General features: G+C 66.9%; 33 protein-coding genes and 2 other RNA genes. 15 read left to right on the top strand and 20 right to left on the bottom strand.

Features of this window, described 5'->3' with window-relative positions:
* Position 1 precedes the first annotated feature (1 nt).
* From JOY29_RS02945 to JOY29_RS02935, 3 genes are all read right to left on the bottom strand, one after another.
* Entirely contained in the window at positions 2-427 is a 426-nt protein-coding gene (locus tag JOY29_RS02945) for an MAPEG family protein (protein ID WP_300974710.1), read from the bottom strand.
* A 64-nt stretch (positions 428-491) separates the two neighbouring features.
* Complete coding sequence (locus JOY29_RS02940) at positions 492-1,544, bottom strand: deoxyhypusine synthase (RefSeq protein ID WP_300974709.1); 1,053 nt, start codon at positions 1,542-1,544, stop codon at positions 492-494.
* 158 nt (positions 1,545-1,702) lie between these two features.
* Positions 1,703-2,875, bottom strand: coding sequence for a type III PLP-dependent enzyme (locus tag JOY29_RS02935; RefSeq protein WP_300975464.1), 1,173 nt, complete (start codon positions 2,873-2,875; stop codon positions 1,703-1,705).
* Between the two features lie 263 nt (positions 2,876-3,138).
* Here JOY29_RS02935 and JOY29_RS02930 point away from each other — a divergent pair, with 263 nt between their 5' ends.
* Entirely contained in the window at positions 3,139-4,089 is a 951-nt protein-coding gene (locus tag JOY29_RS02930; protein WP_300974708.1) for a threonine/serine dehydratase, read from the top strand.
* Here the strand turns inward: JOY29_RS02930 and JOY29_RS02925 are convergent.
* Positions 4,086-4,340, bottom strand: a complete 255-nt coding sequence (locus JOY29_RS02925; RefSeq protein WP_300974707.1) for a hypothetical protein — start codon at positions 4,338-4,340, stop codon at positions 4,086-4,088. The genes JOY29_RS02930 and JOY29_RS02925 overlap by 4 nt on opposite strands.
* A gap of 51 nt (positions 4,341-4,391) precedes the next feature.
* On the opposite strand from JOY29_RS02925, the gene JOY29_RS02920 reads away from it, so the two are divergent.
* A complete protein-coding gene (locus JOY29_RS02920; RefSeq protein WP_300974706.1) occupies positions 4,392-4,559 on the top strand; it encodes a hypothetical protein in 168 nt (55 codons plus the stop codon).
* Between the two features lie 87 nt (positions 4,560-4,646).
* On the opposite strand, the gene JOY29_RS02915 is transcribed toward JOY29_RS02920, so the two are convergent.
* Positions 4,647-5,288 carry an alpha/beta hydrolase gene (locus JOY29_RS02915; RefSeq protein WP_300974705.1) on the bottom strand — a complete coding sequence of 214 codons (642 nt, stop codon included), beginning with the start codon at positions 5,286-5,288 and terminating at the stop codon, positions 4,647-4,649.
* Between the two features lie 80 nt (positions 5,289-5,368).
* Between JOY29_RS02915 and JOY29_RS02910 the strand changes: the two genes are divergently transcribed.
* The 3 genes from JOY29_RS02910 to JOY29_RS02900 are packed head-to-tail and all read left to right on the top strand — an operon-like array spanning position 5,369 to position 7,832.
* Positions 5,369-6,442, top strand: a complete 1,074-nt coding sequence (locus JOY29_RS02910; protein WP_300974704.1) for an aminotransferase class V-fold PLP-dependent enzyme — start codon at positions 5,369-5,371, stop codon at positions 6,440-6,442.
* Positions 6,439-7,530, top strand: coding sequence for a cysteine desulfurase family protein (locus JOY29_RS02905; protein WP_300974703.1), 1,092 nt, complete (start codon positions 6,439-6,441; stop codon positions 7,528-7,530). The genes JOY29_RS02910 and JOY29_RS02905 overlap by 4 nt, the downstream gene beginning before the upstream one ends.
* Positions 7,527-7,832 (top strand): 2Fe-2S iron-sulfur cluster-binding protein, encoded by a 306-nt coding sequence (locus JOY29_RS02900; protein ID WP_300974702.1) that lies wholly within the window; start codon positions 7,527-7,529, stop codon positions 7,830-7,832. Before JOY29_RS02905 ends, JOY29_RS02900 begins: the two co-directional genes overlap by 4 nt.
* A gap of 2 nt (positions 7,833-7,834) precedes the next feature.
* Here the strand turns inward: JOY29_RS02900 and ffs are convergent.
* Positions 7,835-7,932, bottom strand: an RNA gene (ffs, locus tag JOY29_RS02895) — signal recognition particle sRNA small type.
* Positions 7,933-8,083: 151 nt separating this feature from the next.
* Here ffs and JOY29_RS02890 point away from each other — a divergent pair.
* The 5 genes from JOY29_RS02890 to JOY29_RS02870 all read left to right on the top strand — a co-directional run bounded on the left by JOY29_RS02890 (position 8,084) and on the right by JOY29_RS02870 (position 12,804).
* Positions 8,084-9,781 carry a DNA polymerase III subunit gamma/tau gene (locus JOY29_RS02890; protein WP_300974701.1) on the top strand — a complete coding sequence of 566 codons (1,698 nt, stop codon included), beginning with the start codon at positions 8,084-8,086 and terminating at the stop codon, positions 9,779-9,781.
* Positions 9,774-10,097, top strand: a complete 324-nt coding sequence (locus JOY29_RS02885; RefSeq protein WP_300974700.1) for a YbaB/EbfC family nucleoid-associated protein — start codon at positions 9,774-9,776, stop codon at positions 10,095-10,097. The genes JOY29_RS02890 and JOY29_RS02885 overlap by 8 nt, the downstream gene beginning before the upstream one ends.
* Before the next feature lie 136 nt (positions 10,098-10,233).
* On the top strand, positions 10,234-11,841 hold the full coding sequence (locus JOY29_RS02880) for a long-chain fatty acid--CoA ligase (RefSeq protein WP_300974699.1): 1,608 nt from the start codon (positions 10,234-10,236) through the stop codon (positions 11,839-11,841).
* A 23-nt stretch (positions 11,842-11,864) separates the two neighbouring features.
* An RNA gene (rnpB, locus tag JOY29_RS02875) (RNase P RNA component class A) lies at positions 11,865-12,242 on the top strand.
* A 28-nt stretch (positions 12,243-12,270) separates the two neighbouring features.
* Entirely contained in the window at positions 12,271-12,804 is a 534-nt protein-coding gene (locus JOY29_RS02870; RefSeq protein WP_300974698.1) for a J domain-containing protein, read from the top strand.
* On the opposite strand, the gene JOY29_RS02865 is transcribed toward JOY29_RS02870, so the two are convergent.
* The 8 genes from JOY29_RS02865 to pspA all read right to left on the bottom strand — a co-directional run bounded on the left by JOY29_RS02865 (position 12,801) and on the right by pspA (position 16,364).
* Positions 12,801-13,244, bottom strand: a complete 444-nt coding sequence (locus JOY29_RS02865) for a PaaI family thioesterase (protein WP_300974697.1) — start codon at positions 13,242-13,244, stop codon at positions 12,801-12,803. The genes JOY29_RS02870 and JOY29_RS02865 overlap by 4 nt on opposite strands.
* Complete coding sequence (locus JOY29_RS02860; RefSeq protein ID WP_300974696.1) at positions 13,241-13,651, bottom strand: SufE family protein; 411 nt, start codon at positions 13,649-13,651, stop codon at positions 13,241-13,243. Before JOY29_RS02860 ends, JOY29_RS02865 begins: the two co-directional genes overlap by 4 nt.
* A 411-nt stretch (positions 13,652-14,062) precedes the next feature.
* On the bottom strand, positions 14,063-14,305 hold the full coding sequence (locus tag JOY29_RS02855) for a hypothetical protein (RefSeq protein WP_300974695.1): 243 nt from the start codon (positions 14,303-14,305) through the stop codon (positions 14,063-14,065).
* Positions 14,302-14,607, bottom strand: a complete 306-nt coding sequence (locus JOY29_RS02850; RefSeq protein WP_300974694.1) for a hypothetical protein — start codon at positions 14,605-14,607, stop codon at positions 14,302-14,304. The genes JOY29_RS02855 and JOY29_RS02850 overlap by 4 nt, the downstream gene beginning before the upstream one ends.
* Positions 14,608-14,676: 69 nt before the next feature.
* Positions 14,677-14,949: a hypothetical protein gene (locus JOY29_RS02845; RefSeq protein WP_300974693.1), complete on the bottom strand. Its 273-nt coding sequence runs from the start codon at positions 14,947-14,949 to the stop codon at positions 14,677-14,679.
* 27 nt (positions 14,950-14,976) lie between these two features.
* Entirely contained in the window at positions 14,977-15,366 is a 390-nt protein-coding gene (gene pspC, locus JOY29_RS02840) for an envelope stress response membrane protein PspC (protein WP_300974692.1), read from the bottom strand.
* Positions 15,366-15,692, bottom strand: coding sequence for an envelope stress response membrane protein PspB (pspB, locus tag JOY29_RS02835; RefSeq protein ID WP_300974691.1), 327 nt, complete (start codon positions 15,690-15,692; stop codon positions 15,366-15,368). Before pspB ends, pspC begins: the two co-directional genes overlap by 1 nt.
* Entirely contained in the window at positions 15,693-16,364 is a 672-nt protein-coding gene (pspA, locus tag JOY29_RS02830; protein WP_300974690.1) for a phage shock protein PspA, read from the bottom strand. It lies immediately after the preceding gene.
* 164 nt (positions 16,365-16,528) lie between these two features.
* Here pspA and pspF point away from each other — a divergent pair, with 164 nt between their 5' ends.
* The 3 genes from pspF (at position 16,529) to JOY29_RS02815 (ending at position 18,925) form a co-directional block, all read left to right on the top strand.
* Positions 16,529-17,614: a phage shock protein operon transcriptional activator gene (gene pspF / locus JOY29_RS02825; RefSeq protein WP_300974689.1), complete on the top strand. Its 1,086-nt coding sequence runs from the start codon at positions 16,529-16,531 to the stop codon at positions 17,612-17,614.
* A gap of 88 nt (positions 17,615-17,702) precedes the next feature.
* On the top strand, positions 17,703-18,248 hold the full coding sequence (locus JOY29_RS02820) for a hypothetical protein (protein WP_300974688.1): 546 nt from the start codon (positions 17,703-17,705) through the stop codon (positions 18,246-18,248).
* 68 nt (positions 18,249-18,316) lie between these two features.
* Positions 18,317-18,925 (top strand): superoxide dismutase, encoded by a 609-nt coding sequence (locus JOY29_RS02815; protein WP_300974687.1) that lies wholly within the window; start codon positions 18,317-18,319, stop codon positions 18,923-18,925.
* A gap of 42 nt (positions 18,926-18,967) precedes the next feature.
* Here the strand turns inward: JOY29_RS02815 and JOY29_RS02810 are convergent, their stop codons facing one another.
* From JOY29_RS02810 to dapF, 5 genes are read right to left on the bottom strand one after another with little or no spacing between them, the layout of a single operon-like run.
* On the bottom strand, positions 18,968-19,729 hold the full coding sequence (locus JOY29_RS02810) for an ABC transporter permease (protein ID WP_300974686.1): 762 nt from the start codon (positions 19,727-19,729) through the stop codon (positions 18,968-18,970).
* Positions 19,726-20,730 carry an ABC transporter ATP-binding protein gene (locus JOY29_RS02805; protein WP_300974685.1) on the bottom strand — a complete coding sequence of 335 codons (1,005 nt, stop codon included), beginning with the start codon at positions 20,728-20,730 and terminating at the stop codon, positions 19,726-19,728. Before JOY29_RS02805 ends, JOY29_RS02810 begins: the two co-directional genes overlap by 4 nt.
* Positions 20,727-21,341, bottom strand: coding sequence for a septation protein A (locus JOY29_RS02800; protein ID WP_300974684.1), 615 nt, complete (start codon positions 21,339-21,341; stop codon positions 20,727-20,729). The genes JOY29_RS02805 and JOY29_RS02800 overlap by 4 nt, the downstream gene beginning before the upstream one ends.
* Positions 21,338-22,252: a signal recognition particle-docking protein FtsY gene (gene ftsY, locus JOY29_RS02795; RefSeq protein WP_300974683.1), complete on the bottom strand. Its 915-nt coding sequence runs from the start codon at positions 22,250-22,252 to the stop codon at positions 21,338-21,340. The genes JOY29_RS02800 and ftsY overlap by 4 nt, the downstream gene beginning before the upstream one ends.
* Positions 22,253-23,041, bottom strand: a complete 789-nt coding sequence (dapF, locus tag JOY29_RS02790) for a diaminopimelate epimerase (protein ID WP_300974682.1) — start codon at positions 23,039-23,041, stop codon at positions 22,253-22,255.
* Positions 23,042-23,122: 81 nt separating this feature from the next.
* Between dapF and JOY29_RS02785 the strand changes: the two genes are divergently transcribed.
* Together JOY29_RS02785 and JOY29_RS02780 are read left to right on the top strand one after the other, a co-directional pair.
* A complete protein-coding gene (locus tag JOY29_RS02785; protein WP_300974681.1) occupies positions 23,123-23,545 on the top strand; it encodes a hypothetical protein in 423 nt (140 codons plus the stop codon).
* 3 nt (positions 23,546-23,548) lie between these two features.
* Complete coding sequence (locus tag JOY29_RS02780) at positions 23,549-24,055, top strand: CPBP family intramembrane glutamic endopeptidase (RefSeq protein WP_300974680.1); 507 nt, start codon at positions 23,549-23,551, stop codon at positions 24,053-24,055.
* A 24-nt stretch (positions 24,056-24,079) separates the two neighbouring features.
* Here JOY29_RS02780 and JOY29_RS02775 read toward each other — a convergent pair whose 3' ends face one another.
* Positions 24,080-24,256, bottom strand: coding sequence for a hypothetical protein (locus tag JOY29_RS02775; protein ID WP_300974679.1), 177 nt, complete (start codon positions 24,254-24,256; stop codon positions 24,080-24,082).
* Between the last annotated feature and the right edge of the window lie 191 nt (positions 24,257-24,447).

The following is a 24,447-nucleotide window of genomic DNA, read 5'->3' as shown; positions in this document are numbered from 1 at the left end:
CCTAGAAGGCTTCGGCAAGCGCGATGACGACCAGCCCGAGCAGGTACAGGCTCGCGGCAAGGAAGAGTAGGAAGCGGATGCGGGTGATGTTGACCGTCGTCTGCACCAGGCTGTGCGCGATCCTCAGGGCGACATAGCCCCAGGCCAGCTGCACCGCGAGGAGGCTCTGGCTACCCGTGACGATCAGCAGCAGGGCAATCGCATAGAAGATCGTCGGTTGCTCGAGCAGGTGATTGTAATTGTGCGCCTTCCACTGAATTTCCGGCGGAAGCACCTTGTCGAGATTGGACCCCGTGCCGCCACGCAGCGTCTTGAGGTCGATGCCGGCCTTCATCATCGCCGGAATGCGGGTCACGTACATCCAGAAGAAGATGACGAAGGTCCAGGCCGCAAGCAGGGCGACCGGCTGTGCAAGTGGATGATGCAAAGAAAAACCCTCCCCCCAGAGGTTATCCGGGAGGAGGGTAGAAGCTTGGTCGCGAAGTGCAACCTTAGTCGAACAGTTTCGCGAACTGGCGCTTGGCGCGGGTCTTCCAGTGGCCGCGATGATAGGCGTCGCTGGCGAGCAGCGGCAGGACGGAAGTGGCTTCCGCGAACACCATCTGCTCGAGCGCGGTCGAGACCTTGCCCCAGCTGGCGGCTTCCTGGAGCGTCGAGGAGGAGCAGGCGCCGTCGCGGACGTCGGCGACCGTGATCTGCACGGCATACTTGTGCACCTCGACATCCTCGTGGCCGAGAATCTCCGCGCAGACCACGGTGTCCTGCGTGAAGTTCTTGGGCACGCCGCCGCCGATCATCAGAAGACCGGTGGTGCCCGCCTTGATCTTGATGTCGGTCAGCTCGCGGAAGTCGGCGATCGAGTCCATCGTCATGTAGCGCCGGCCCGCCTTCATGGCGTCGACCTGATGCTTGACGAGGCCGAAGCCGGCCGAGCTGTCGGTGAAGGCCGGGCAGAAGATCGGCACGTCATGCTCGTAGGCGAGCTTGACGAGGCTGTTCTCCTTCTTGCCATTCTCCAGCAGCCACTTGCCCATCTCCTTGATGAACTCGCGGCTGCTGTAGGGACGCGGCTCCAGCGTGTCGGCGATCTTGCCGATGGTGAAGTCGGTGTCCTGCAGCTGCTCTTCGTCGATATAGGTATCGTAGATACGATCGATGTAGAGCGAGCGGAGCGTGTCATCGTCAGGGATTTCAAGCGCTTGATAGTGCTTGTGGCCAAGCGCTTCAAAGAAATCCATGTCGACGATGGTGGCGCCGGTGGCGACGATCGCGTCGACCATGTTCGAGCGCACCAGTTCGGCATAGAGGTCCATGCAGCCGCCGGCCGAGGTCGATCCGGCGATCACCAGGATGACCGAGCAGTCGGGATCGCTCAGCATCTGGTTGTAGATGCCGGTGGCGCGCGCGAGGTCCCGGCTGGTGAAGCTCATCTTGCCCATCGCCTCGACGATCGGGCGGGCATCGAACTTGGTGATGTCGATATGCTCGACGGTGCTGCTGAGCAGTTCTGCCTTTCGGGTGTCGTTGATCTTCGGGGTGTTCATGCGTGTTTCCTTGATGAAAGAGCCCGTCATCAAGCCGTCACCCCGGGCTTGACCCGGGGTCTGCCTTTTCTTCGATCGAGCAAGAAGAAGGCGGATGCCGGGTCAAGCCCGGCATGACGAAAGGTGCCGGCACGGCGCTCAGCCGTGCCGAATATCCGTTACAGCTTCACCACGTTGGACCGGGTCGCCGCCGCCGCCTCGCCATAGAGCGAGGCCATCGGGGCGTCGGTCACCGCGACCGCCCAACCGCTGGCCGAGCCGAAGCCGTTGAAGCGGGTCCGCATCGCCGAGCCATAGGCGCCGAGCATGCCGATCTCGATATAGTCGCCGGCAGCAACGTCGGCGGGCAGCTCGAACGGCCCGACCATATGGTCGAGATCGTCGCAGGTCGGCCCGTAGAAGCTGAAGCCGTGCGGGCGGGTATCGCTCTCCTCGTCGCGCACCAGGCGGACGGGGAAGCGCCACCCGATGTGCGCGGCGTCGAACAGGGTGCCGTAGGCGCCGTCGTTGATGAACAGCTCATCGCCGCGGCGCTTCTCGACCCGGACCAGCACCGACGCATATTCCGCGCACAACGCACGGCCCGGCTCGCACCAGAGTTCGGCCGAATAGCTGATCGGCAGCTTCTCGAAAGCCTCGTGGATGACCGCGAAATAGGTCTCCAGCGCAGGCGGCTCCATTCCGGGATAGGACGAGGGGAAACCGCCGCCGACATCGACGATGTCGACCGTGACCGCCGCCTCGACGATCGCGTCGCGGACCCGGGCCATGGCTTCGGCATAGGCCGCCGGGCTCATCGCCTGGCTGCCGACGTGGAAGCAGAGGCCGAGCGCGTCCGATGCCTGGCGGGCAGCCATCAGCAGCGCCTTCAGCTCCGACGGATCGGCACCGAACTTGGAGGCGAGGCTCAGCTTCGAATGCTCGGACGAGACGCGCAGGCGCACCAGCAGGTTGAGGTCGCTCGCGGCCACACCATCGCTCGCCGTCGCAGCGACGATCTTCTCCAGCTCGTCGAGACTGTCGAGGCTGAAGGTGCGGACACCATGCTCGTGATAGGCCTCGGAGATCGCTTCCTCGGCCTTCACCGGGTGCATGAAGCACAGCACGGCTTGCGGGAGGGTTTCACGGACCAGCCGGACCTCGCCGATCGACGCCACGTCATAATGCGTGACGCCGCCGTCCCACAGGACGCGCAGCAGGTCGGGCGAGGGGTTCGCCTTCACCGCATAGAGCGACCGGCCCGGAAACTTCTCGACGAAGAAACGGGCAGCTGCCTTCGCCGCATGCGGGCGAAGCAGGGTCACCGGCTGAACCGGCTTCAGTCGAGCGATTTCGGACGCACCGGAAGCAACGAAAGCCTCGGTACGATCGGAATGGGGCGCTAGCCCCAGCGCGAAGGGGTGCTCTGCCAATTCAAGGGACCTCCAAGTGCCTTACGGCGACAGTTGACGAAAGCTGCCTTGCGGTTGGAAGTCCCATGGGGCAGCGGAGGCGCGATATATGAACCGACCCCCCTTAACGCAACCTTTTTATGGTCACAGGAATGTAACGCAGCGGGGTTCTGGCGCACCTCTTGAACGGCTCATCCAACCACATGCAAACGAACGATAATCTTCCTACCCGTGAAGAGGTGCTCGACGCCGCCGAACGGGTCCGTGGCCTGGTCGAGCGGACGCCGCTCACTGAAGTGCGCTTCGGCGGGCACAGGCTGTGGCTCAAATGCGAATCGCTGCAGACCGGCGGCTCGTTCAAGCTGCGCGGCGCCAGCAACCGCCTGGCCCTGCTGAACGAGGCCGAGCGCAAGGCCGGCGTGGTCGCCTTTTCAAGCGGCAATCATGCGCAAGGGGTGGCGATCGCGGCCCGGCGGCTGGGCGTTCCGGCGACCATCGTCATGCCCTCCGACGCACCTGCGCCGAAGGTCGAGGGAACGCGGGCGCAGGGCGCGGACATCGTCTTCTACGATCGCCGCACCGAGGATCGTGTCGCCATCGCGGCGGCGCTTGCGGCGGAGCGGGGCGGGGTGGTCGTGCCCAGCTTCGACGATCGCCATATCATCGCCGGTCAGGGAACGGCGGGGCTGGAGATCGCCGACCAATGTCCTGAGCCGGTGCGCAGGATCGTCGTCTGCTGCGGCGGTGGCGGGCTTGCCGCCGGTCTTGCCCTTGCCTGCCCGGAAGCGGGAATGGTGATCGTCGAACCGGAGGGCTGGGACGACATGGGCCGAAGCCTCGCGCTCGGCCATATCGTGCCGGTCGCGCCCGACGCGCCGCCAACCGCCTGCGACGCGCTGCAGACGCCGCTCGTCTCGCCGCTCACCTTCGGCGTACTCCGGCAGCGCGGGGCAGCGGCCCGGTCGGTCACCGAAGCGGAGGTACGCGCCGCCGTGCGCTTCGCCTGGCACGAATTGGGGCTGCTGGTCGAACCGGGCGGATCGGCGGCGCTTGCGGCCGTGCTCGCCGGCAAGGTCGAACTGGAGCCCGGAACGGTAGTGATGCTGACCGGCGGCAATATGGACCCCGCGATCCATGCCGAATGGGTGGCCTAGAGCGTGCCGGTCGTCCGGTAGGCGCCGGGATCGAGCTTGCCTGGCGAATAGAGTTCCACGCTGCGGGTCAGTTCCTCGAGCTCCGCGGCGAGCGTCTGCAGTTCTGCCACCAGAACCTTCGGGTCGGTTGCGCTGAGGTCCCGCGAGGCGTCGAGCAGGGTTTCCAGCATCATCGCGATGCACGGCAGGATCGTGCCTTCGATCCGCTCGAAGGCATCCGCTAGCTTCATCTGCTGGTCGGCCGACATCATGACGATGCGCTGTAGGAGAAGAGGGGTTAAGAAGCGGTTGCAGGAGACACGATGAATCAGACCGCTTCCACCCTCATGTCCATCGCCATGCTGGCCGCCTTCGTGCTGCTGCTGTTCGGCGCAAGGACGACCTACAAAGGTGTCCATCGCAAGCAGGGTTCGATGATGATGCTGGTCGGCGTCATCCTCATCGCCAACGTGCTGATCTGGGCGGTCTGACCGTTCCTTGCGAACGCACGCAGGGCCTCAGTCACACTTGAGAGACGACCGGAAGACGGTGAATTCCTGCCTGCGCAGGGGAGCAGCCTACCGCCCCAGCCGCATGTCCAGGTAACCGTCCACGCTCTTCATCAGCAGGTCGAGCTCGTTCGCGAAGAAGTGGTTCGCGCCCGGGATCGTGTCGTGGTGGATGGTGATGTGGCGCTGGGTGCGCAGCTTGTCGACCAGCTTCTGGACGCTTGCCGGGCTGACCACCTCGTCCGCTTCGCCCTGGATGATGATGCCCGACGAAGGGCAGGGGGCGAGGAAGCCGAAGTCGTACATGTTGGCCGGCGGCGCGATCGAGATGAAGCCCTTGATCTCCGGACGGCGCATCAGCAGCTGCATGCCGATCCAGGCGCCGAAGCTGACGCCCGCGACCCAGGTCTGTTCGGCCTCGGGATGGATCTGCTGCACCCAGTCGAGCGCGCTCGCCGCATCCGACAACTCGCCAACGCCGTTGTCGAACACGCCCTGGCTCTTGCCCACGCCGCGGAAGTTGAACCGCAGGGTCGCGAAGCCGCGCTTCACGAAGGTCTGGTACATGAGCTGCACGATCTTGTTGTTCATCGTGCCGCCCGCCTGCGGGTGGCTGTGCAGGATCAGCGCGACCGGTGCGCGCGGGCGAAGGCCCGGGTGGAAACGGCCTTCGAGGCGGCCTTCCGGCCCCGGAAAGATGACTTCGGGCATAAGCCTCTTGGAAGACTGGTGGGGATGGCGAAGGAGCGCCTATATAGACGGCGGCACTTACTAGGCAATGTTGGAATAAGTTGAGCCGCTCCCGAACCTATCTCGACCATGCCGCGACGACCCCCGTCCTGCCCGAAGCGCAGGCGGCGATGGCGGAGGCGCTGGGTACCTGGGCGAATCCGTCGAGTCCGCATGCCGACGGCCGCGCGGCCAAGGCAGCGCTCGAGCGGGCGCGCGCGGCCATCGCCGACGCGCTCGGCTGGCGGCATGACGTCATCTTCACCAGCGGTGCGAGCGAGGCGATCGGCATGGCTGCCGCGCGCGCAGCACCACCGCGCCGCATCATCGGCGCCACGGAACATGACGTGGTGCCCCATGCCATGGGTGAGGGCGCCGAGCCGGTGCCGGTCGATGGCAGCGGCCGGATCGACCTCGATGCGCTTGGCCGCTTGCTTGGCGGACCACCGGCTCTGGTCGCCATCCAGCATGTCAACAACGAGACCGGCGTCATCCAGCCGATCGACGCCATCTTTCGGCAGGTGAAGGCCGCGGGCGGCCTGCTGCTCGCCGATTGCGCCCAGTCGGCCGGCAAGATCGACCTGCCGAACGCCGACTTCATCGCCATCTCCGCTCACAAATTCGGTGGCCCGCCGGGAATCGGCGCGCTTCTGGTGCGTGACCTCGCAACGCTCGCGCCGAGCGGCGGCCAGGAGAAAGGCTATCGCCGCGGCACCCAGAATCTGCCCGCCATCGCCGGCATGGCCGCGGCCCTCGCCACCGGTGCGCACCGGACCGCCATGCCGCGCCTCGCCGCTCTTCGCGATCGGCTCGAAAAAGGCGTCCGTGCCGCCGGCGGGCTTGTCATCGGCGACAGCACCGATCGCATTCCCGCGATCAGCGCGATTGCACTCGAAGGCGCGTCGAAGGACAGTTTGCTCGTCCAGCTGGACCTTGCCGGGTTCGCGGTCAGCGCCGGCTCGGCCTGTTCCAGCGGCAAGATGAAGGCGAGCCGCGTGCTGGCCGCGATGGGCGTTCCGGAGCCGGTCGCCGCCGGTGCCCTGCGCGTCAGCTTCGGGCCGCAGACCGTCGAGGCCGACATCGATGCCTTCCTCGCTGCCTTCACCGCCGTCGCAGCCCGCCGCCGCGCCGCATGATCTATCTCGACTATCAGGCAACCACGCCGCTCTCACCCGAGGTCAGGACGGCGATGCTCCCCTGGCTCGATCATTTCGCCAATCCGCACAGCCCGAGCCGCTGGGGCCGCGAGGCAGCCGCCGCGATCGAGCATGCGCGAGGGAGGGTGGCCGCGCTGCTCCCCAGCGGCGGCGAGACAATCTTCACGTCGGGTGCCACCGAAGCGCTCAACATGGCGCTGCGCGGCACGACGGGGCGGATCGTCACCCTCGCGACCGAGCATGCGGCGGTGCTGGATACGGTCGAGTGGCTCGCCCGCCACGGCCGCGACGTCGAGGTGCTTCCCGTCCGCGCCGACGGCCTCGTTGACCTTGACCACCTCCGCGACGCGCTGCGCAAGCCGACCGGCCTCGTCGCGGCCATGCTGGTCAACAACGAGATCGGCGTCATCCAGCCCGTCGCCGAGATCGCCGAGGCTGCCCATGAGGCAGGTGCCCTCATGCTGTGCGACGCCGTCCAGGGTTACGGCCGCATGCCCGTCCCATCCGGTCCCGACCTCGTCGCGATCAGCGCCCACAAGGTCTACGGGCCCAAGGGCATTGGTGCCCTATGGACGCGCGACGGCGTCACCGTCGAACCGCTGCTCCACGGCGGCGGGCAGGAGCGGGGGCTCCGCTCGGGCACCCTGTCTCCCATGCTCTGCGCCGGTTTCGGAGAGGCGGCGGCGCTCGCCAGACGCGACATGTCGAGCGATGCCGATCACGTGCGCCGCCTGCACGAAGCCGCGCTCCAGGCGCTCGGTCCCGGCTGGATCGTCAACGGCAGCACCGGGCACCGCTACGCCGGTAACCTCAACCTCCGCCGCCCCGGCCTCGATTCTGCGCGCCTGATCGCCGATTGCCGCAGCATCGCCTTCTCCCTCGGTTCGGCCTGTGCCAGCGGCTCCGGTCGGCCCAGCCACGTCCTTCGCGCCATCGGCCTCAGCGATGCCGAGGCGCGCAGCAGCATCCGCCTCGGCTTCGGCCGGTACACGACAAAGGAAGACGTGGTCGAAGCCTGCGCCCTCATCCGCGACGCCGCCGAGGCACAGCAACAATTCGCCGCATGACCCTCGTCCGTTTCCTCAAGACCGACGGCGCGCTCGACCGCGAAGTGGAAGCCGCCGAAGGCGCCAATCTCCTCGACGTTGCGCAGTCGGCCGATCAGCCGCTCGAAGGCACGTGCGACAAGTCGATCAGCTGCTCGACCTGCCACGTCATCCTTTCGGCGGAGGATTTCGCGAGGCTCCCGCCGGCGAGCGAGGAGGAGGAGGATCTGCTCGACCTCGCGCACGGCGTCCAGCGCACCAGCCGGCTGGCCTGCCAGCTGACGGTGAGCGGTCCGGTGATGACGGTGAGAATGCCCGACTAGGCGGGGGTGGGAGCCGGAACGACCCGAAACGAAATCGTTGTGGCTGCTTCCTTCCGGACCTGACCAGGTTGGCGACGGTTCCGTCCGCCCGACTCCCGCGGCGCATATGGCGGGAGTGACGCCTGAGCGCAAGAAGCTGCGCCGGATGCCCGATGGTCGCCCCGGCACGCGCACAAATGTCGACAAGTTTCGCAACCGTCACAGTCGGGCAGCGGCTGACAGCGGCGGGGGCAGGGCCTACATCAGTTTGGATGACCGACGACGAATCGCCCGGCCTTGGCCTCGACCTTCCCGCCCAGCCGCTGGAGAAGAGCGCCGGCGCGTCGCCCTATCGCGTGCTCGCCCGAAAGTATCGACCGCAGAGCTTTGCCGAGCTGATCGGGCAGGATGCGATGGTGCGCACCCTCGGCAATGCGATCGACAGCGGGCGCATCGCCCATGCCTTCCTGCTGACGGGGGTGCGCGGGGTCGGCAAGACGTCGACTGCGCGCCTCGTCGCCAAGGCGCTCAACTGCATCGGCCCGGACGGGCAGGGCGGTCCGACCATCGATCCATGCGGGGTATGCGAGCCGTGCCGGGCGATTGCCGAGGGGCGCCACATCGACGTCACCGAGATGGACGCCGCCAGCCACACCGGCGTCGACGACGTCCGCGAGATCATTGAGGCGGTGCGCTATTCGGCGGTCAGCGCCCGCTTCAAGATCTACATTATCGACGAAGTCCACATGCTGACCAAGAACGCCTTCAACGCGCTGTTGAAGACGCTCGAGGAGCCACCGGCGCATGTGAAGTTCCTGTTCGCGACGACCGAGGTCAACAAGGTGCCGGTAACGGTGCTGTCGCGCTGCCAGCGCTTCGACCTTCGCCGCATCCCGGCCGAGCGGCTGGTCGACCATTTCCGCCGCATTGCCGAGATCGAGCAGGTGGAAATCGAGACCGACGCGCTGCTGATGATCGCCCGCGCCGCGGAAGGCTCCGCCCGCGACGGCCTGTCGCTGCTCGACCAGGCGATCGCCCATGGCTCGGGCATGGTGACGGCCGAGGCGGTGCGCGACATGCTCGGGCTGGCCGATCGCGGCCGCATCCGCCGCCTCCTCTCCGTCCTCCTCGCCGGCGACGCTTCCGCCGTCCTCGCCGAATTCGACGAGGCGCAGGCGCTCGGCATCGATCCCACGGCCTTGCTGCGCGGCCTGATGGAGCAGGTCCATGCCGCTTCCCGCGCCAAGGCGGGCGGCGCCGGCGACACGCTCGCCAGCGCCGAGGAGCGGGCCGCCAGCGGAGAACTGGCCGACAGCCTCGGCTGGTCGCAACTCCACCGTCTGTGGCAATTGCTTCTGAAAGGCCTTGCCGACGTCACCAGTGCGCCCGATCCGAACGAGGCCGCCGCCATGGTGCTGCTTCGCCTCGTCCATGCCGCTGATCTGCCCGATCCCGCCACGCTGATCGCCCGGATCCAGGCCGGCGAGGGCGGAGTAGCCCGTACCGCGGCGCTAAGCGCTCCGGCACCGGCAAGCCCGCGCGCCTCCATTGCGCCGCCTCCGCCTGAGCCTGCGCCCGCTCCGGCACCAGCGCCGAGCGCCCCGCCGACCTTCGCCGCGCTCGCCGACCGGCTGGAGGAAGCCGGCAAGGCGATCCGCGCGGTCCAGCTGCGTAGCCAGGTCGGCCTCGTCCGCTACGCGCCGCCCGCGATCGACCTGAAGCCGCTCCAGCCGCTCGGCTCCGGCTTCGCTCGCGAGCTGGCCGACGACCTTAAGGCCGTGCTCGGCGAGCGCTGGGAAGTGGCGCTCAGCGACGGCGAGGCCGAGCCCTCGCTCCAGCAGCAGGACCGGATGGCGGAGGAACGCGCTCGCGCAGCCATCCTCGCCGAACCCAATGTTGCCGCGGTGCTCGCCCGCTTCCCCGGCGCAACCCTCGAAAACGTGACCGCAAAGGATGCTCACCATGCCTAGCCTCGAAGAGATCATGCAGATGGCGCAGAATGCGCAGGCCGAGCTCCAGAAGGCGCAGGACAATCTCGACAAGATCGAGGTCGAAGGTCAGGCCGGTGGCGGCCTGGTGAAGGTCCGCTGCTCGGCCAAGGGCCGGATCATCGCCGTCGCCATCGACGAAACCCTGCTCGTGCCTGCCGAGAAGACGATGGTCGAGGACCTCGTCGCCGCCGCCTTCAACGACGCCCGCGCCAAGGCCGACCAGGCCGCCGCCGCCGAGATGCAGAAGATGAGCAGCAGCCTTCCGCTTCCGCCGGGATTCCAGATGCCCTTCTGATGCGACCCTGCAAAGCAGGGGGCCGGCTCCTTCATAGAAAAGCGGAATGGCACCGAGCTCCTGCTCCTGCAGGAGAATGGCGGCGCTTGCCTCCCACTCAATCTGACGCCACTCTCCTCGGGTAGGAGGAACCGTCATGAGTATATTGGGCGCGATGCAGCATCAGCAGCTGCGCGTCATGCGGCTGGTCGACCATGCCGCCCGGGAACATGGATCGCGTGAGATCGTCAGCGCCTGGGGCGATGGCTCGATCACCCGCACCGATTGGCGCGGAGTCGCCACCGACGCCCGCCGCATGGCGAAGGCGCTGACCAGGCTGGGCATCCAGCGCGGCGACCGCGTCGCGACCCTCGCCATGAACCACGCCCATCATCTGACCAGTTGGTATGGCGCGATCGGCATGGGCGGCATCCTCCACACCATCAATCCGCGCCTCTTCCCCGACCAGCTCGCCTATATCGCCAATCACGCCGAGGACCGCGTGCTCCTCTACGATCACGCCTTCGCGCCACTGGTCGAGAAGATGAAGCCGCAGTGGCAGACGATCGAGCATTATGTCTGCATGGACGATGGCGGCTTTCGCCAGTGGATCGACGCGGAAGACGACGATTTCGCCTGGGTCGAGGGCGACGAGCGCGAGCCGTGCGGCCTCTGCTACACCAGTGGCACCACCGGCAATCCCAAGGGCGTCCTTTACGAGCATCGCTCGACCATGCTTCACACGCTTGTCGAAGTCGGCCCGGACGTCTTCGAACTGAGCTGCCGAAGCGTCGTCCTTCCCATCGTGCCGATGTTCCATGCCAATGCCTGGGGGGTTCCCTGGGCGGCGCCGATGGTCGGGGCCAAGCTCGTCCTCTCCGCCGACTATCGCCCGCAGCAGATGTGCGACCTCTTCCGCAACGAGGGCGTCACCCACTCGGCGGGCGTGCCGACCGTCTGGCTCGGCATGATCGACCATATCGAGCGCACCGGCGACCAGCTCGGCCCTCTGAAGAGCGTCACCATCGGCGGCTCGGCCGCGCCTCGCGCGATGGTCGAATGGTTCCGCCGGAAGGGCGTTGCCGTCGGCCACGCCTGGGGAATGACCGAGATGAGCCCGATCGGCACCTGCGGAACGCCGCCCGCCAATTGGGATGAGCTGACCGACGAGGAACAGGTCGACTTCGTCTGCCGTCAGGGTCGGATTCCGTTCGGGGTCGAGCTGCGCATCGTCGATGACGAGGGCAATATCCTGCCCCGCGACGGGATCGCCAGCGGCCGCCTCCAGACCCGCGGCGACTGGATCATCGAGCGCTACTTCAAGGAAGAGCAGAGCGCGACGGACGCCGACGGCTGGTTTGATTCCGGCGACGTCGCTGCGCTCCATCCCGACGGCACCATGCAGATCACCGATCGTGCCAAGGACGTCATCAAGTCCGGCGGCGAGTGGATCAGCTCGATCGAACTCGAAAACGCCGCGGTCGGGGTGCCCGGGGTGGCCGAAGCCGCGGCGATCGGCATCGCCCATCCCAAGTGGGACGAGCGCCCTCTGCTGCTGATCGTACGCCGCCCCGGCAGCGACGTGCACGAGGAGGCCATCCGCGAGCATCTCGCGAAGCATATCGCTCGCTGGTGGATGCCCGACGCGATCGAGTTCGTGGAAGAGCTGCCGCACACGGCGACCGGCAAGCTTTCGAAGAAGACCCTTCGCGAGCAGTGGAAGAACTATCAGCTGCCGACCGCCGAGGCGATGGTCGGACGCTGATTGTTCTGCTATCCGGCCGTTTGCCAGAGGGCCGGGCGGCCGCGTCGGGGAGCTTGCTCCCCGCCGAGGAAAGTCCGGGCACCACGGAATAACGGTGCCGGGTAACGCCCGGCGGCTTCGTGCAAGCGGAGTCAGGGACAGTGCCACAGAAAGCAGACCGCCGCTCCTCGGGGCGGTAAGGGCGAAAGGGTGCGGCAAGAGCGCACCGCGGCTCCGGCAACGGCAGCCGGCACGGTAAACCCCACCGGGTGCAAGACCGAATAGGGGCGACACATGGGCCTGTTCCGGCTCGTCGCCCGGGTTGGTTGCTGGAGCCGTCGCGCAAGCGCCGGCCGAGAGGAATGGCCGCACATCTGCCGCAAGGCGGAGGACAGAACCCGGCTTACAGGCCCTCTGGCACTTTCATCGCCACCGACTAGTTAGAAGGCAATGGCCCGCTTCACCCGTTCCAATGACTGGGGATTTCCCCGCTGGCGCTCCTATGCCGACAAGGGACGGGAAGCGACGCGGGTGCGGTTGTGCGACCGCGAAGGCTGCACGGAGGTTGGCGACCGCCCGGCGCCCAAGGCTCCAAACAGCCCGGAGCGCTGGTACTTCTGCGAAGCACACGCCGCCGAGTACAACAAGAATTGGGACTATTTCGCCAACCTCTCCGCTGCCGAGGCCGCTGCCCGCGAGGCTGATGAACAGCGCGGCGCCAACGGCTTCAAGCAGAGCGCGCACTGGCAGTGGGGCGGCCCCGGCGACGGCACCCGCAGCCGAGAGGAGATGCGGGCTCTCTCCCTGCTCGAACTGGAAAGCGATGCCAGCTTCGCCGACGTGAAAGCCGCTCACCGGCGCCTCGCCAAGGAAAGCCATCCGGACCTCAAGCCCGGCGACGAGGAAGCGGCGAAGAAATTCCAGGCGGTCCAGGCCGCTTATGACGTGCTTCGCAAGGCCGAGGAGCGGCGGGCCGCGCCCTAGCTCACCGTCATGAAGGTCGCGACACTGTGGGCGATCGGCCGCTCCGGATCGCCGCCATGCGCCACGCCGCGCACGAAGGCGACCTGCCGCGTCAACTTGTAGCATTCGCAGCGCGCGATCACTTCCTCGCCCTTCGCAGCGGGACGGAGGTAGTCCAGCCTCAGGTCCAGCGTCACGATCGGCCGAAATCCGCCCATGCGTGTCCACACCGACGTGCCTGAGCAGGTGTCCACAAGGCTGACGATCGCGCCTGTCGCCATGGTGCCGGTGTCAGTCATGCTGACCAGCTCCGGCCGCCACGGCAGCGCCAGCTCGACCCAATCCTCGCCATGCCCGCGATAGTCGAGGCCGAGCGCTCGCCCGTGACCCACTTGCCGGGCGAGGGCGAAGAAGCGCCCGGGATCGAACGTGGTGGCGAACTCGTCGCGAAAATCGGTCATGCGAGGCGTTTCGCCGTATCCTGCACCAGTGCGATCATGTTCGGAATGCCCTGCGTCCGGTTGGACGACAACTGCCGCGAAAGCTCGAACGGCGCCAGCTCCCCGGCGATGTCCGTCGCGACGATGGCGGCGGGCGAGCGGTCCTGCACCGCGCTCAGCACCAGCGCCACGATCCCCTTGGTGATCGCCGCATTGCTGTCGGCGAGGAAGTGCAGCCGGCCGTCCTCCAGCGTGGTCGGATAGACCCACACGCTCGCCGAACAGCCGCGCACCTTGGTCGCCTCGGTCTTCAGCGCGGCCGGCATCGGCTCGAGGTCGCGGCCGAGGTCGATCAGCAGCCGGTAGCGCTCCTCGCTGTCGAGCAGTTCGTAATCGTCAAGGATGGCGGAAAGGGGAGGAAGGGTCACGCCTTCTATCTAGGCGATGCCGTTCCCCTGCGAAAGCAGGAGCCCAACACCTTCTTCTCCTGCCGCGTGAAATTCAGCGGACCCGCAGTTCCTCGATCTCGCGGGCAAGGCTGTGCTCCTTCTCGACCGTGATCCGCTCGAGCACCTGAACCCGCCTGCGCAAGCTCCACCAGTTCCTCGTCGCGTGCCGGGCGCTCCTGCGCGAGCGCCGGAGCCGCCACCACGCTCGCTGCCGGCGCAAGCGCGCGGGTGAGATGAAGCGAACGCTCCTCCTCGCGCCAAAGCCTCTTCTTGAGGCCGCGTCCACGCAGCAGAAGCATGAGGGTCGTGAACGCGAAGAACATCGCGATCATTGCCACGATGGCGAACTCTTCCTCCGAGACCATCACTCGTTCCCCCCTGCCGGATCGGTTACTTGTTGCGCAAATCCTCGATCTCGCGCGCGAGGCTGTTTTCCTTCTCGACCGTGATTCGTTCGATCACCGCCAGCCGCTCCTTGAGCTGCCTGACCTCTTCGCGCAGCCGAAGCGATACTTCGCTGGCCCGCGCATCGGGAAGGCCGTGCCCGACCGAGCGAGAGCGGTAGCGCGCCCGCAGCACCGTCGCGGCCATGACGATGGCAACGATCAGGACGACCATCAACTCACGGCTCACTGCACCTTCTCCCGTGTCCCGGCGAAGATGGGGGGCGTATCGCGGAGCGCCTCGATCTGGGCCGCCGTCTGCACGCCGCCGTCGGTAAGGATGCGCTCGAGCACGCGCACGCGCTGCTCGAGTTCGCCAACCCGGCTCGCATATTGCGCCGCCTTCTCGGCGGTCTCGGAGCCGAGCAGCTCGAGCTCCCGCTCACGCAGTTTGAGGCGCCTCTTGTAGACGTCCCCGATCACCCCGGCGATCACCGGGATCCCGACGACGATCATGAAGAAGGCAAGTATGAACCAAGGTTTGTCGTCCACCCGATAACTCCCACTAACCGGCGGCTCCGCGCTGGCGCGAGCCGACAATGCGACAGGTCGTAAGCCGCCCTACTGAACGATTGTCTCGCGGCTCCGCTCGGACATCGTCGGCACGTCGCGCAACGCCTCGATCTGCGCGGCCGTCTGCATGCCCCCGTCGGTCATGATCCGCTCAAGCACGCGAAGCCTCTGCTCCAGATCGTCGATCCGCTTGGCCTGCTGGGCGGAATTGCCATCCTCCAGCGCATGGCTCCGCTTGATCTTCATCTCCTTGAGATGGAGGAGATACATCACCGGACCCATCAGGATGGCGATGATGGGGATGAGCAGTCCGAGTTCCATGGGCGTCAGATCCTTGCGGCGGCCAGGCTAGCGAAGCTGCTCGATCTCGCGGGCGAGACTTCGGTTGCTGGTCAGGACATAGCTTTCGACATCGACCAGGCGGCGGTCGATCGCGCGCAGGTTGGCGCGGATGTCGCGGGCCGTGCGGGCAGGGGAGGCGCGCACCTGCTGCCAGAAGCGGCGATCCTCCGGCGTGTCGTTGCTCAGCTCGCGCGGGCGGTCTTCCGCGATGAAGCCGGCCACGAAATACACCGGCAGGATGCTGAAGCCGCTCAGCCACAGGGCGATGAACATCAGGATCCGGACGATGGTGACGTCGATCCCGGTATAATCGGCGATGCCCGCGCAGACGCCCATGACCTTGCCGTTGCGCTTGTCCTTGTAGAAGCGCGTGCGGGCGGCGGGTTGCAGGCTCATCAGCGGACCTCCCGGATGCGGCTGCGTTCGTTGAGGCGCGCCAGCTCGGCATCGACGTCCATGTCGAGGCCGCGGTTCGGCAGCGTCGGCTGCTCCGGCGCGCACTGCTGGCGCCAGTTGGGGTTCTCGGCGGTCATGATGCGCTCGATCGAGCACATGCGGTCATCGAGCCGGCGGGCGAGGTCGTGCAGCTCCTCGAGCAACTGCTCGTCCGAGCCCGTCAGCGTCGCCGCCGTCTTCCAGCGCGTCACATAGTGCATGATCAGCCACGGCAGGCCGATGAACAGGACCAGGATGACAAAGCCTGGTACGAATACGTCTTCCACTTAGGCGTCCCCTTTGTTCGCGAGCCGCGCCTTGAGCGCTTCCAGTTCCTTGTCGACCTGCTCCTCGGCGCGAAGGTCGGCAATCTCTTCCTCCAGGCTCTTCGGCCCGGTCATGCCAAGCGCCTCGGCCCGGCCTTCGGCGAAGTCGGCGCGGCGCTCGAGCAGCTCGAACCGGCTGAAGGCGTCCTCGGTGCGACTGCCGTTCAGCAGCTCGCGGGCCTTGGCACGGGTGACCGCGCTCTCGATGCGAGTCGAGATGGCATTCTGGCGGGCACGGGCCTCGCGAAGCTTGCCCTGCAGCTTGGCGATGTCCGCTTCATAGGCCTTGAGCGTGGTGTCGATCACCGCCACCTCCTCTTCCAGGCCCTTGGCCATGTCGGCCGCCTTCTGGCGCTCGATCAAGGCCTGCTTGGCAAGATCCTCGCGGCCCTTGCTCAGCGCCAGCTCGGCCTTCTCGGTCCAGCTGTCCATCAGCCCCTCGAGACGGACCATTGCCCGGCGCATTTCCTTGGCGTCTGCGATCGACCGGGCGGCCGACGCGCGGACCTCGACCAGCGTTTCCTCCATCTCGAGGATGATCATGCGGATCATCCGCGACGGATCCTCCGCCCGGTCGAGGAGCTCGGTGAAATTGGCGGCCATGATGTCCCGGGTGCGGGAAAAGATGCTCATTCTATTCGTACCTCACGAAAGTGGGGCCCTGTCTATGCCCCAACTATGCACGGTCCGTGCCATGTGCACAAAAAGCCGGTAAATGCCGGAAAAGCGGTCTTGCCGCCTGTCCGTTGGTCGGAAAAAACTTGCCAAGGCTTGGAAAATCACACCAACTCTGGGCCGTGGCGCGCACCCAGAATTTCATTGGCCAGAGCTTGCCGTTCCTCGACGCCGTCGAGCGGGCGAGCCGTGCCGCGCCGTTGAACCGCCCGGTCCTCGTGATCGGGGAGCGGGGCACCGGCAAGGAACTGATCGCCGAGCGCCTGCACCACCTCAGCTCCCGTTGGGCGGGACCGCTGGTGACGATGAACTGCGCGGCCTTGCCCGAGAATTTGATCGAGGCGGAGCTGTTCGGCCATGAGGCCGGCGCCTTCACCGGTGCCGCCAAGACCCGCAAGGGCCGCTTCGAGGAAGCCGACGGCGGAACCCTCTTTCTCGACGAACTCGCGACCCTGTCGAGCCCGGCGCAGGACCGCCTTCTTCGCGCGGTCGAATATGGGGAAATCACGCGCATCGGCGCCAGCCGCCCGGTCAAGGTCGATGTGCGGATCGTCGCGGCCACCAACGAACATCTGCCCCGCCTGACCGACGAGGGCAAGTTCCGCGCCGACCTGCTCGACCGCCTGTCGTTCGAAGTCGTCACCCTGCCGCCGCTGCGCCTCCGCCAGGGCGACATTCCCCTGCTGGCCGAGCATTTCGGGCGCCGCATGGCGGCCGAGCTGGAGTGGGGTGGCTGGCCAGGCTTCTCGCGAGAAGCCACGGCCGCGCTGGAGAGTTACGCCTGGCCCGGCAATGTCCGCGAATTGCGTAACGTGGTCGAACGGGCGGTCTACCGCTGGGACGATCCCGAAGCGCCGGTCGCCGCCATCCAGTTCGATCCCTTCGCCTCGCCCTGGTCGCTTGGAAACTCGGCCTCTCGCGCTGATCCGCCGGCTGGCGAGACACAGTCGGTCGGTGGCGCCGAGGACAGCGGGCGCGACATGCCTGTCGGTCAGCCTGCCGCAGCGCCTCATCCGCACGCACCCGACCTAGCTTCCACCAACGACTTCCGCGCCGCCGTCCACGCCTATGAGCGCGCCATCCTCGAACAGGCGCTGAAAGCCAACCGCTTCAACCAGCGCGCGACCGCCGCCGCCTTGTCCCTCAGCTACGACCAGCTCCGCCACGCGCTGAAGCGCCACAAGCTGCTGGACAGCGAACCGGCCTGATCTCCGCCTTTCGTCGAAAGGTGCTGAATCGGGTCGCGTCCCCGTGGTAAGGAGAACGGGTCCGCACAGAGCAGAAAGGAGCAGTATCATGCGTGCTTGCATCCTCGTCCCGCTTGGCGCCGCCTTGCTTGCGGCCGCGCCCGCCGGAGCTTCGGTCATCACCGTCGGCGGCAGCCATGCCACCACCTGCTGGCGCGCGGCGGAAACCCGCAGGCCCGATGCCGACGCCTGGACGGCCTGCAACATCGCGCTGGCTACCGAGACGCTCAGTCCGCAGGACCGCGCCGGCACCTTCGTGAACCGCGGCATCCTGCATATGCTGAGCCAGCGTTGGGACCGTGCCGCGGCCGACTTCGCGCAAGCCGAGCGGATCGACCCAGCCCAGGCCGAAATCTACGTGAACCAGGCGGTCGTCGCCTATGAACAGAGCGATCCGGCCAACGCCCGGCTTCTCGCCACCAAGGCGCTCGGCCTCGGCACCCGCAAGCCCGCCGTCGCCCATTTCGTTCGGGGGGTTGCCAACGAGGATCTCGGCCAGGTGAGGGCCGCCTATGCCGACCTTAGCGAGGCGGCCCGGCTCGCCCCGCGCTGGTCCGAGCCGAAGCGTGAGCTGGCCCGCTACCGGCTTCGCTGAACCCACGTTGACACACCTCCACCGGGTGACCACTTAGCCCGTCGAAGTCACCCCCGGGAGAGTAGAACATGGCCTTCACCGTCGCCCCCTTGCCCTATGACTATGCCGCGCTCGAGCCGACCATCGACGCGACGACGATGAAGCTCCATCACGACAAGCATCATCAGACTTATGTCGACAACCTCAACAAGGCGGTCGACGGCGATCCGAGCCTGCAGGGCAAGAGCCTCGAGGAGCTGGTCGCCTCGGCGGGCGCCGCGCCCAAGGTCGTCCGCAACAATGGCGGCGGCCACTGGAACCACAATTTCTTCTGGGAAACGATGAAGCCGGGCGGCGGTGCACCCTCGGGTGAGCTCGCCCAGGCGATCGACAGCGCCTTCGGCGGCCTCGATGCGCTCAAGGAGAAGTTCAACGCCGCCGGCGCCGGCCAGTTCGGCTCGGGCTGGGTCTGGCTGGTCGCGGTACCGGGGCAGGGCCTCGCCGTCACTTCGACCCCCAATCAGGACAATCCGCTGATGGACGTCGCCGAGGTCAAGGGCACGCCGATCATCGGCAACGACGTGTGGGAGCACGCCTACTACCTCACCTACAACAACCGCCGCGCCGACTACCTCAAGGCGTGGTGGGACGTGGTGAACTGGGACAAGGCCAGCGAGCGGCTCGCCTCGGCCAAGTAAAGCTGCTCTCTTCTCGAAGGGCCTCGGCGAAAGCCGGGGCCCTTACGCCTTCAGCCGATACCCCGTCCGGAATATCCACCAGATCCCCGCCAGGCACGCCGCGCCGAATGCCAGCGTCGCCCCAAGCGCCACGCCGAAGCTCACGTCCGCCGCCCCGAAGAAGGTCCAGCGGAAGCCGTTGATCAGGTAGACCACCGGATTGAACAGGGTGATCGTCCGCCACGGCTCGGCCAGCATGTCGATCGAATAAAAGGCGCCGCCGAGGAAGGTCAGCGGGGTCACCACCAGCAGCGGGATCACCTGAAGCTGTTCGAACCCCTTGGCCCAGATGCCGATGATGAAGCCGAACAGGCAGAAGGTCACGGCGACGAGGATCAGGAAGGCCAGCGCCAGCACCGGATGGGCGACCTCAACCGGCACGAACAGGTGCGCCGTGGCAAAGATCACCAGCGCGACGATGGTCGCCTTGCTGGCCGCCGCGCCGACATAGCCGATCACCGTCTCGACCGGAGACAGGGGCGCCGACAGGATTTCGTAGATGGTCCCGGTGAAGCGCGGCATGTGGATGCCGAAGCTCGCGTTGAAGATGCTCTCGGTGAACAGCGACAGCATCATCAGCCCGGGCACGATGAACGCGCCGTAGGGAACACCGCCGACCTCCGTCATCCGGCTCCCGATCGCCGCACCGAACACGATGAAATAAAGGCAGGTCGTGATCACCGGCACCGCCAGCCCGGTCCACAGGGTGCGGCGGAAGCGGTGCATCTCGAACTTGTAGATGGCGAGGATGCCGCGGACGTTCATGCCTCTTCTCCGTTCGTGCCGGGCGAAGTCGAGGCACGCCCCTCGACGGCGCTCGGGGCTGACGCAGGCTTCTGTCCACCCCCATGGACCAGCCCGACGAAGATGTCCTCCAGGCTCGACTCCTTGGTGTCGAGGTCCTTGAACGCGATTCCCTCCTCGCGCATTGCCGCCAGCAGCGAGGGAATGCCCGTCCGGTCCGCATGCCGGTCGAACTCGTAGGTGAGCGTCAGCCCATCGTCCGACAGAGCCGGAGCCCAGTCGGCCAGGCGCGGCGGCACGGCGCCGAGCGGCTCGGCCAACGACAGATGGAGCATCTTGCGCCCCAGCTTCTTCATCAGCGCGGCCTTCTCCTCGACCAGGATCAGCTCGCCGCGCGCGATGACGCCGACCCGGTCGGCCATCTCCTCGGCTTCCTCGATATAGTGGGTGGTGAGGATGATGGTCGTGCCGGCCTCGCGCAGCTGCCGAACAAGCGCCCACATCTCTTTTCGCAGCTCGACATCGACGCCGGCGGTCGGCTCGTCGAGGAACAGGATGGTGGGATCGTGCGCCAGCGCCTTGGCGATCATCACCCGCCGCTTCATGCCGCCCGACAATTCCTTGAGGATGTCCTTGCGCTTGTCCCACAGCGCCAGGTCACGAAGGATCTTCTCGATCTTCGCGTCGTCGCGCTTGAGGCCGAACAGTTCGCGGCTGAAGGCGACCGTGTTCCAGACGGGCTCGAACACGTCGATGTTCATTTCCTGCGGCACCAGGCCGATGCGGGTTCGCGCCGCCTTATAGTCCCGCCGCCAGTGGCGGCCGTCGACCAGCACGTCGCCGCTGGTCGCAGTGACCAGCCCGCAGACAATCGAGATGAGCGTCGTCTTGCCCGCGCCGTTCGGACCCAGCAAAGCGAAGATCTCGCCGGCCTGGATGTCCAGATCGACGCTCTTCAGCGCCTCGGTGCCGCTGGCATAGGCCTTGCGCAGAGCCCGGATGGAAAGGGCTGGTGTGTTCATTCGACAGGTCCCGCTTCCACCGGTTTCTTCTCCTCGGTCGCAAGGCCATGGCGCATCAGCATCGGCAGATTGGCCGCGGCGAACAGGAAGGTGAGGGGGATCGCGCCCCACAGCTTGAAGCTGACCCAGAAGTCCGTGCTGGTCGAGCGCCACACCGCCTCGTTCAGCGCTGCCATGAACAGAAAGAAGAGCGCCCAGTTGCGGGTGAGCTTGCGCCAGCCGAGGTCGCTCAGCCCCGGATAGGCGCTCCCCAGCACCGTCCTAAGTAGCGGCCTGTCCTTCCACAGTCCGAAGCCGAGCAGTGCGGCGACGAAGACATAATAGATGGTGGGCTTGAGCTTGATGAAGGTCTCGTCGTGCAGCCACAGGGTCACGCCGCCCAGCACCACCACCATGATCCCGCTGAACCAGAGCAGGGGCGAGATGTGGCGGAAGCGGAAGGCCGAATAGATCATCGCCGTCACCATCGCGGCCATGAAGGCGCCGGTCGCGACGAAGATCTTGGTCAGCGGCGGCACGGGCGCGAAGAAGTTGACCGCGAAGAAGACCAGCAGGGGTCCAAGGTCGATCAGCAGCCGCGCCGACCCTTGAGGTTCGCTGCGCTCGCTCATGCCGTGAGGCCCGCGATGGCGCGGGCGACCGCGCGCGGGTCGAACGGGCGAAGGTCGTTGACGCCCTCGCCGACTCCGATGGCATGGATCGGAAGCTTGTACTTCTCCGCCGCCGCCACCAGCACGCCGCCACGCGCGGTACCGTCCAGCTTGGTCATGATCAGCCCGGTGACGCCCGCAAGGTCGCGGAACACCTCGATCTGGTTGAGCGCGTTCTGCCCGGTGGTGGCGTCGAGCACGAGCAGCACGTCGTGCGGCGCTTCCGGGTTCAGCCGTCCGAGCACGCGGCGCACCTTGGCCAGCTCCTCCATCAGATGCGTCTTGTTCTGCAGCCGCCCGGCGGTGTCGACGATCAGGCAGTCGATGCCCGTCGCGGTGGCCTGCTTGACGCCGTCGAACACGATCCCTGCCGCATCACCACCTTCCTTGCCGGTGATGACGGGCGCACCGATCCGCTCGCCCCAGATGCGAAGCTGCTCGATCGCCGCCGCGCGGAAGGTGTCGCCGGCCGCCAGCATGACTCCATAATCCTGCTCCTGCAGCCAGGCGCCGAGCTTGCCGATGGTGGTCGTCTTGCCCGATCCGTTGACGCCGATGACCAGGATGACGTGCGGCCGCGGAAAGCCCCACACGTCGAGCGGCTTGGCTACGGGGGCTAGGATCGCCTCCATCTCCTCGGCGAGGATGGTGCGCAGCCCCCGCTCGTCCAGTTGCTCGAACCTGCGCGCGGCGATGGCGTCGCGGATCCGCTTCGACGCCTCCGGCCCGATGTCCGACGCGATCAGGGCTTCCTCGATGTCGTCCAGCGTCGACGTGTCGAGCGCCGCCTTCGAACCGAGGCCCGTGATGTTGTCGCCGAGGCGGTCGGCGGTCTTGCGGAACCCGCCGGTGAGTTTGTCGAGCCAGCTCATCTAGATGTCGATCGTGCCTTCAAAAACATGGGTGGCAGCGCCGCGCATGCGCACGGGCTGGCCGGGGAACCAGGAGATGGTCAGCGTTCCGCCGACCATGCCGACGTCGACCGGCGACGTCACCCGGCCGGTGTGGATCGCCGCGACCGCCGTGGCGCAGGCGCCGGTGCCGCATGCCGACGTATAGCCGACTCCTCGCTCCCAGGTGATCAGCGAAATGCGGCCGCCATCGACTTGGGCCATGTTGACGTTGACCCGTTCGGGAAAGACCGGATCGGTCTCGATCTGCCCGGGCAGCGTGTCGAGCCCCATGTCGGCGAGGCTCTCGACGAAGAAGACGACATGGGGATTGCCGACATTCACCGCGAACGGCCGCTCGAGCGGCCCCCAGCCAAGGGGCATTGGACCGGTCGGCATCGCATAGGCGAGCGGGATTGCGTCCCACTGGAACCGCGGCTCGACCAGCACGACCTCGATCTCCTCGCCGTCGACGGTTCCGTGGAGGAGCCCGCCCGCCGTCTCGATCGTCTCCGCCCCGGTCAGCTTGACGACGCAGCGCGTGGCATTGCCGCAGCTCTGCACCTCGCTTCCGTCGGCATTGAAGATCCGCATCGCAACGTCCGCCGACTCGCTTGGTCCCAGCAGGATCAGCTGGTCGCAGCCGACGCCAAGCTTTCGGTCGGCCAGCTGCCGCGCGAGCTCGGCCGTCATCGCCAACGGCGCCTCGCGGCCGTCGAGGATGACGAAGTCGTTCCCCAGCCCGTGCATCTTGTGGAATTGCCGAAGCATCGCAGGGGACTTAGGGGGGCGTGGAACCTTAGTCCACTTCTCCGGAGTTGATCGGCAATGCCCCGCGCCGCCCAAGACGTCATGCAATCGCTGATCTTCTCCGCCGTGCTCGATGCGATCGCGGCGTTGAAGAGCGCGAGCGGCAACCTGCCGAACAACCTCCTTCGCCAGGTTCAGGCCATCCATGGCAACGTGACCATGGCCGACCTGCCCAAGGAGCTTCAGGACGCCATCGCCGCCAGCACCCGCGCCGCCTTCGCCGGCCTGCTCAAGGAAGGCTATTCGGTAGCGCCCCGCGACGCCGCTCCGGCGCGCACCCCGCCGCGCCCCGGCGAGCTGGTCCAGCGCGGCGCCGACCGTCCCAACCGTTCCGCGCCCCGCGGTCCACGTCCGGACGGCCCGCGTGGCCCCCGTTCGGATGGTCCGCGCGGTCCTCGCGGCGACCGTCCGAACGGTCCTCCGCGCGGCGGGCCTCGCGGACCGAGAAACCCCCGCCAGGGCTGAGGCATGAACCAATTGCCGGCTCCGTCCCGGCCGTCTCTGCTGTCCTTCCTGCCGAAGCAGCTGTTCCGGCCGGAGCGGCCGGCGCGCTACGTGCTGCTCGCCTGGGCGCTGGCCTTCCTGCCCTCGATCCTGCTGTCCGCCGCGGCGAGTCAGCTGGTGACCGGCGGCGGGCCGCAATTTCCCAGGGTCGACCCGATCCTTCTCCTGTTCCTGCTGGTGGTGTTCGCGCCTGTCCTCGAGACCCTGATCATGGGCGGCGTCCTGCTGCTGCTGGAGCGCCTGTTCGGCTTCCTTCCCGCAATCCTCCTCAGCAGCCTTGGCTGGGGAATCGCCCATTCGCTCCAGGCGCCCGCCTGGGGGTTGGTGATCTGGTGGCCGTTCCTGATCTTCTCGACCGTATTCCTGGTCTGGAAACGCCGCAGCCTCGCCGCCGCCTTTGGCCTGCCGATGGTGGTCCACGGGCTGCAGAACCTCGGGCCGGCCCTGCTGCTGGTGAGCGGACTAGGCTAGCCGCCCCCCAGCAGATAGGAGCGCCTAGTCCGGCAGCGGCGCGCCGAGCTTCTCCGCGATCCGCCGCACTTCCTCGTCGCTCGGCGGCTCGGGTATGTCACGACCCGGCGTGGCCGCCTCGTCCGGAATGCCCGGGCCGGTCCCGGCGATCGTCGCATTCTTGGGCGACTCGTTCGGGCCGGTGCTGATCTTCTCGTCCATCTCGCTGTCCCCTGGGCTGTTGGCGGGGATCAAAGGGCAGGGCGATGGCGCGGTTCCGTCGGCGCGCCGAAGTTGCTCGTCACCGCGCCGAACCGCGCGGCGGCTTGCCAAGTGGGATCTGCCATGGTCCTCTGACGGCGATGATCTCCGTCACGACCGCCTGCGTGCCTCAGCAGCGATCGCCCGGGACA

Source organism: Sphingomonas sp. LHG3406-1, assembly GCF_029637485.1.
Lineage (GTDB): Bacteria > Pseudomonadota > Alphaproteobacteria > Sphingomonadales > Sphingomonadaceae > Sphingomicrobium.
Note: the sequence above shows the minus strand (reverse complement) of the source record. Positions and strands in the feature narration are given on the sequence as shown.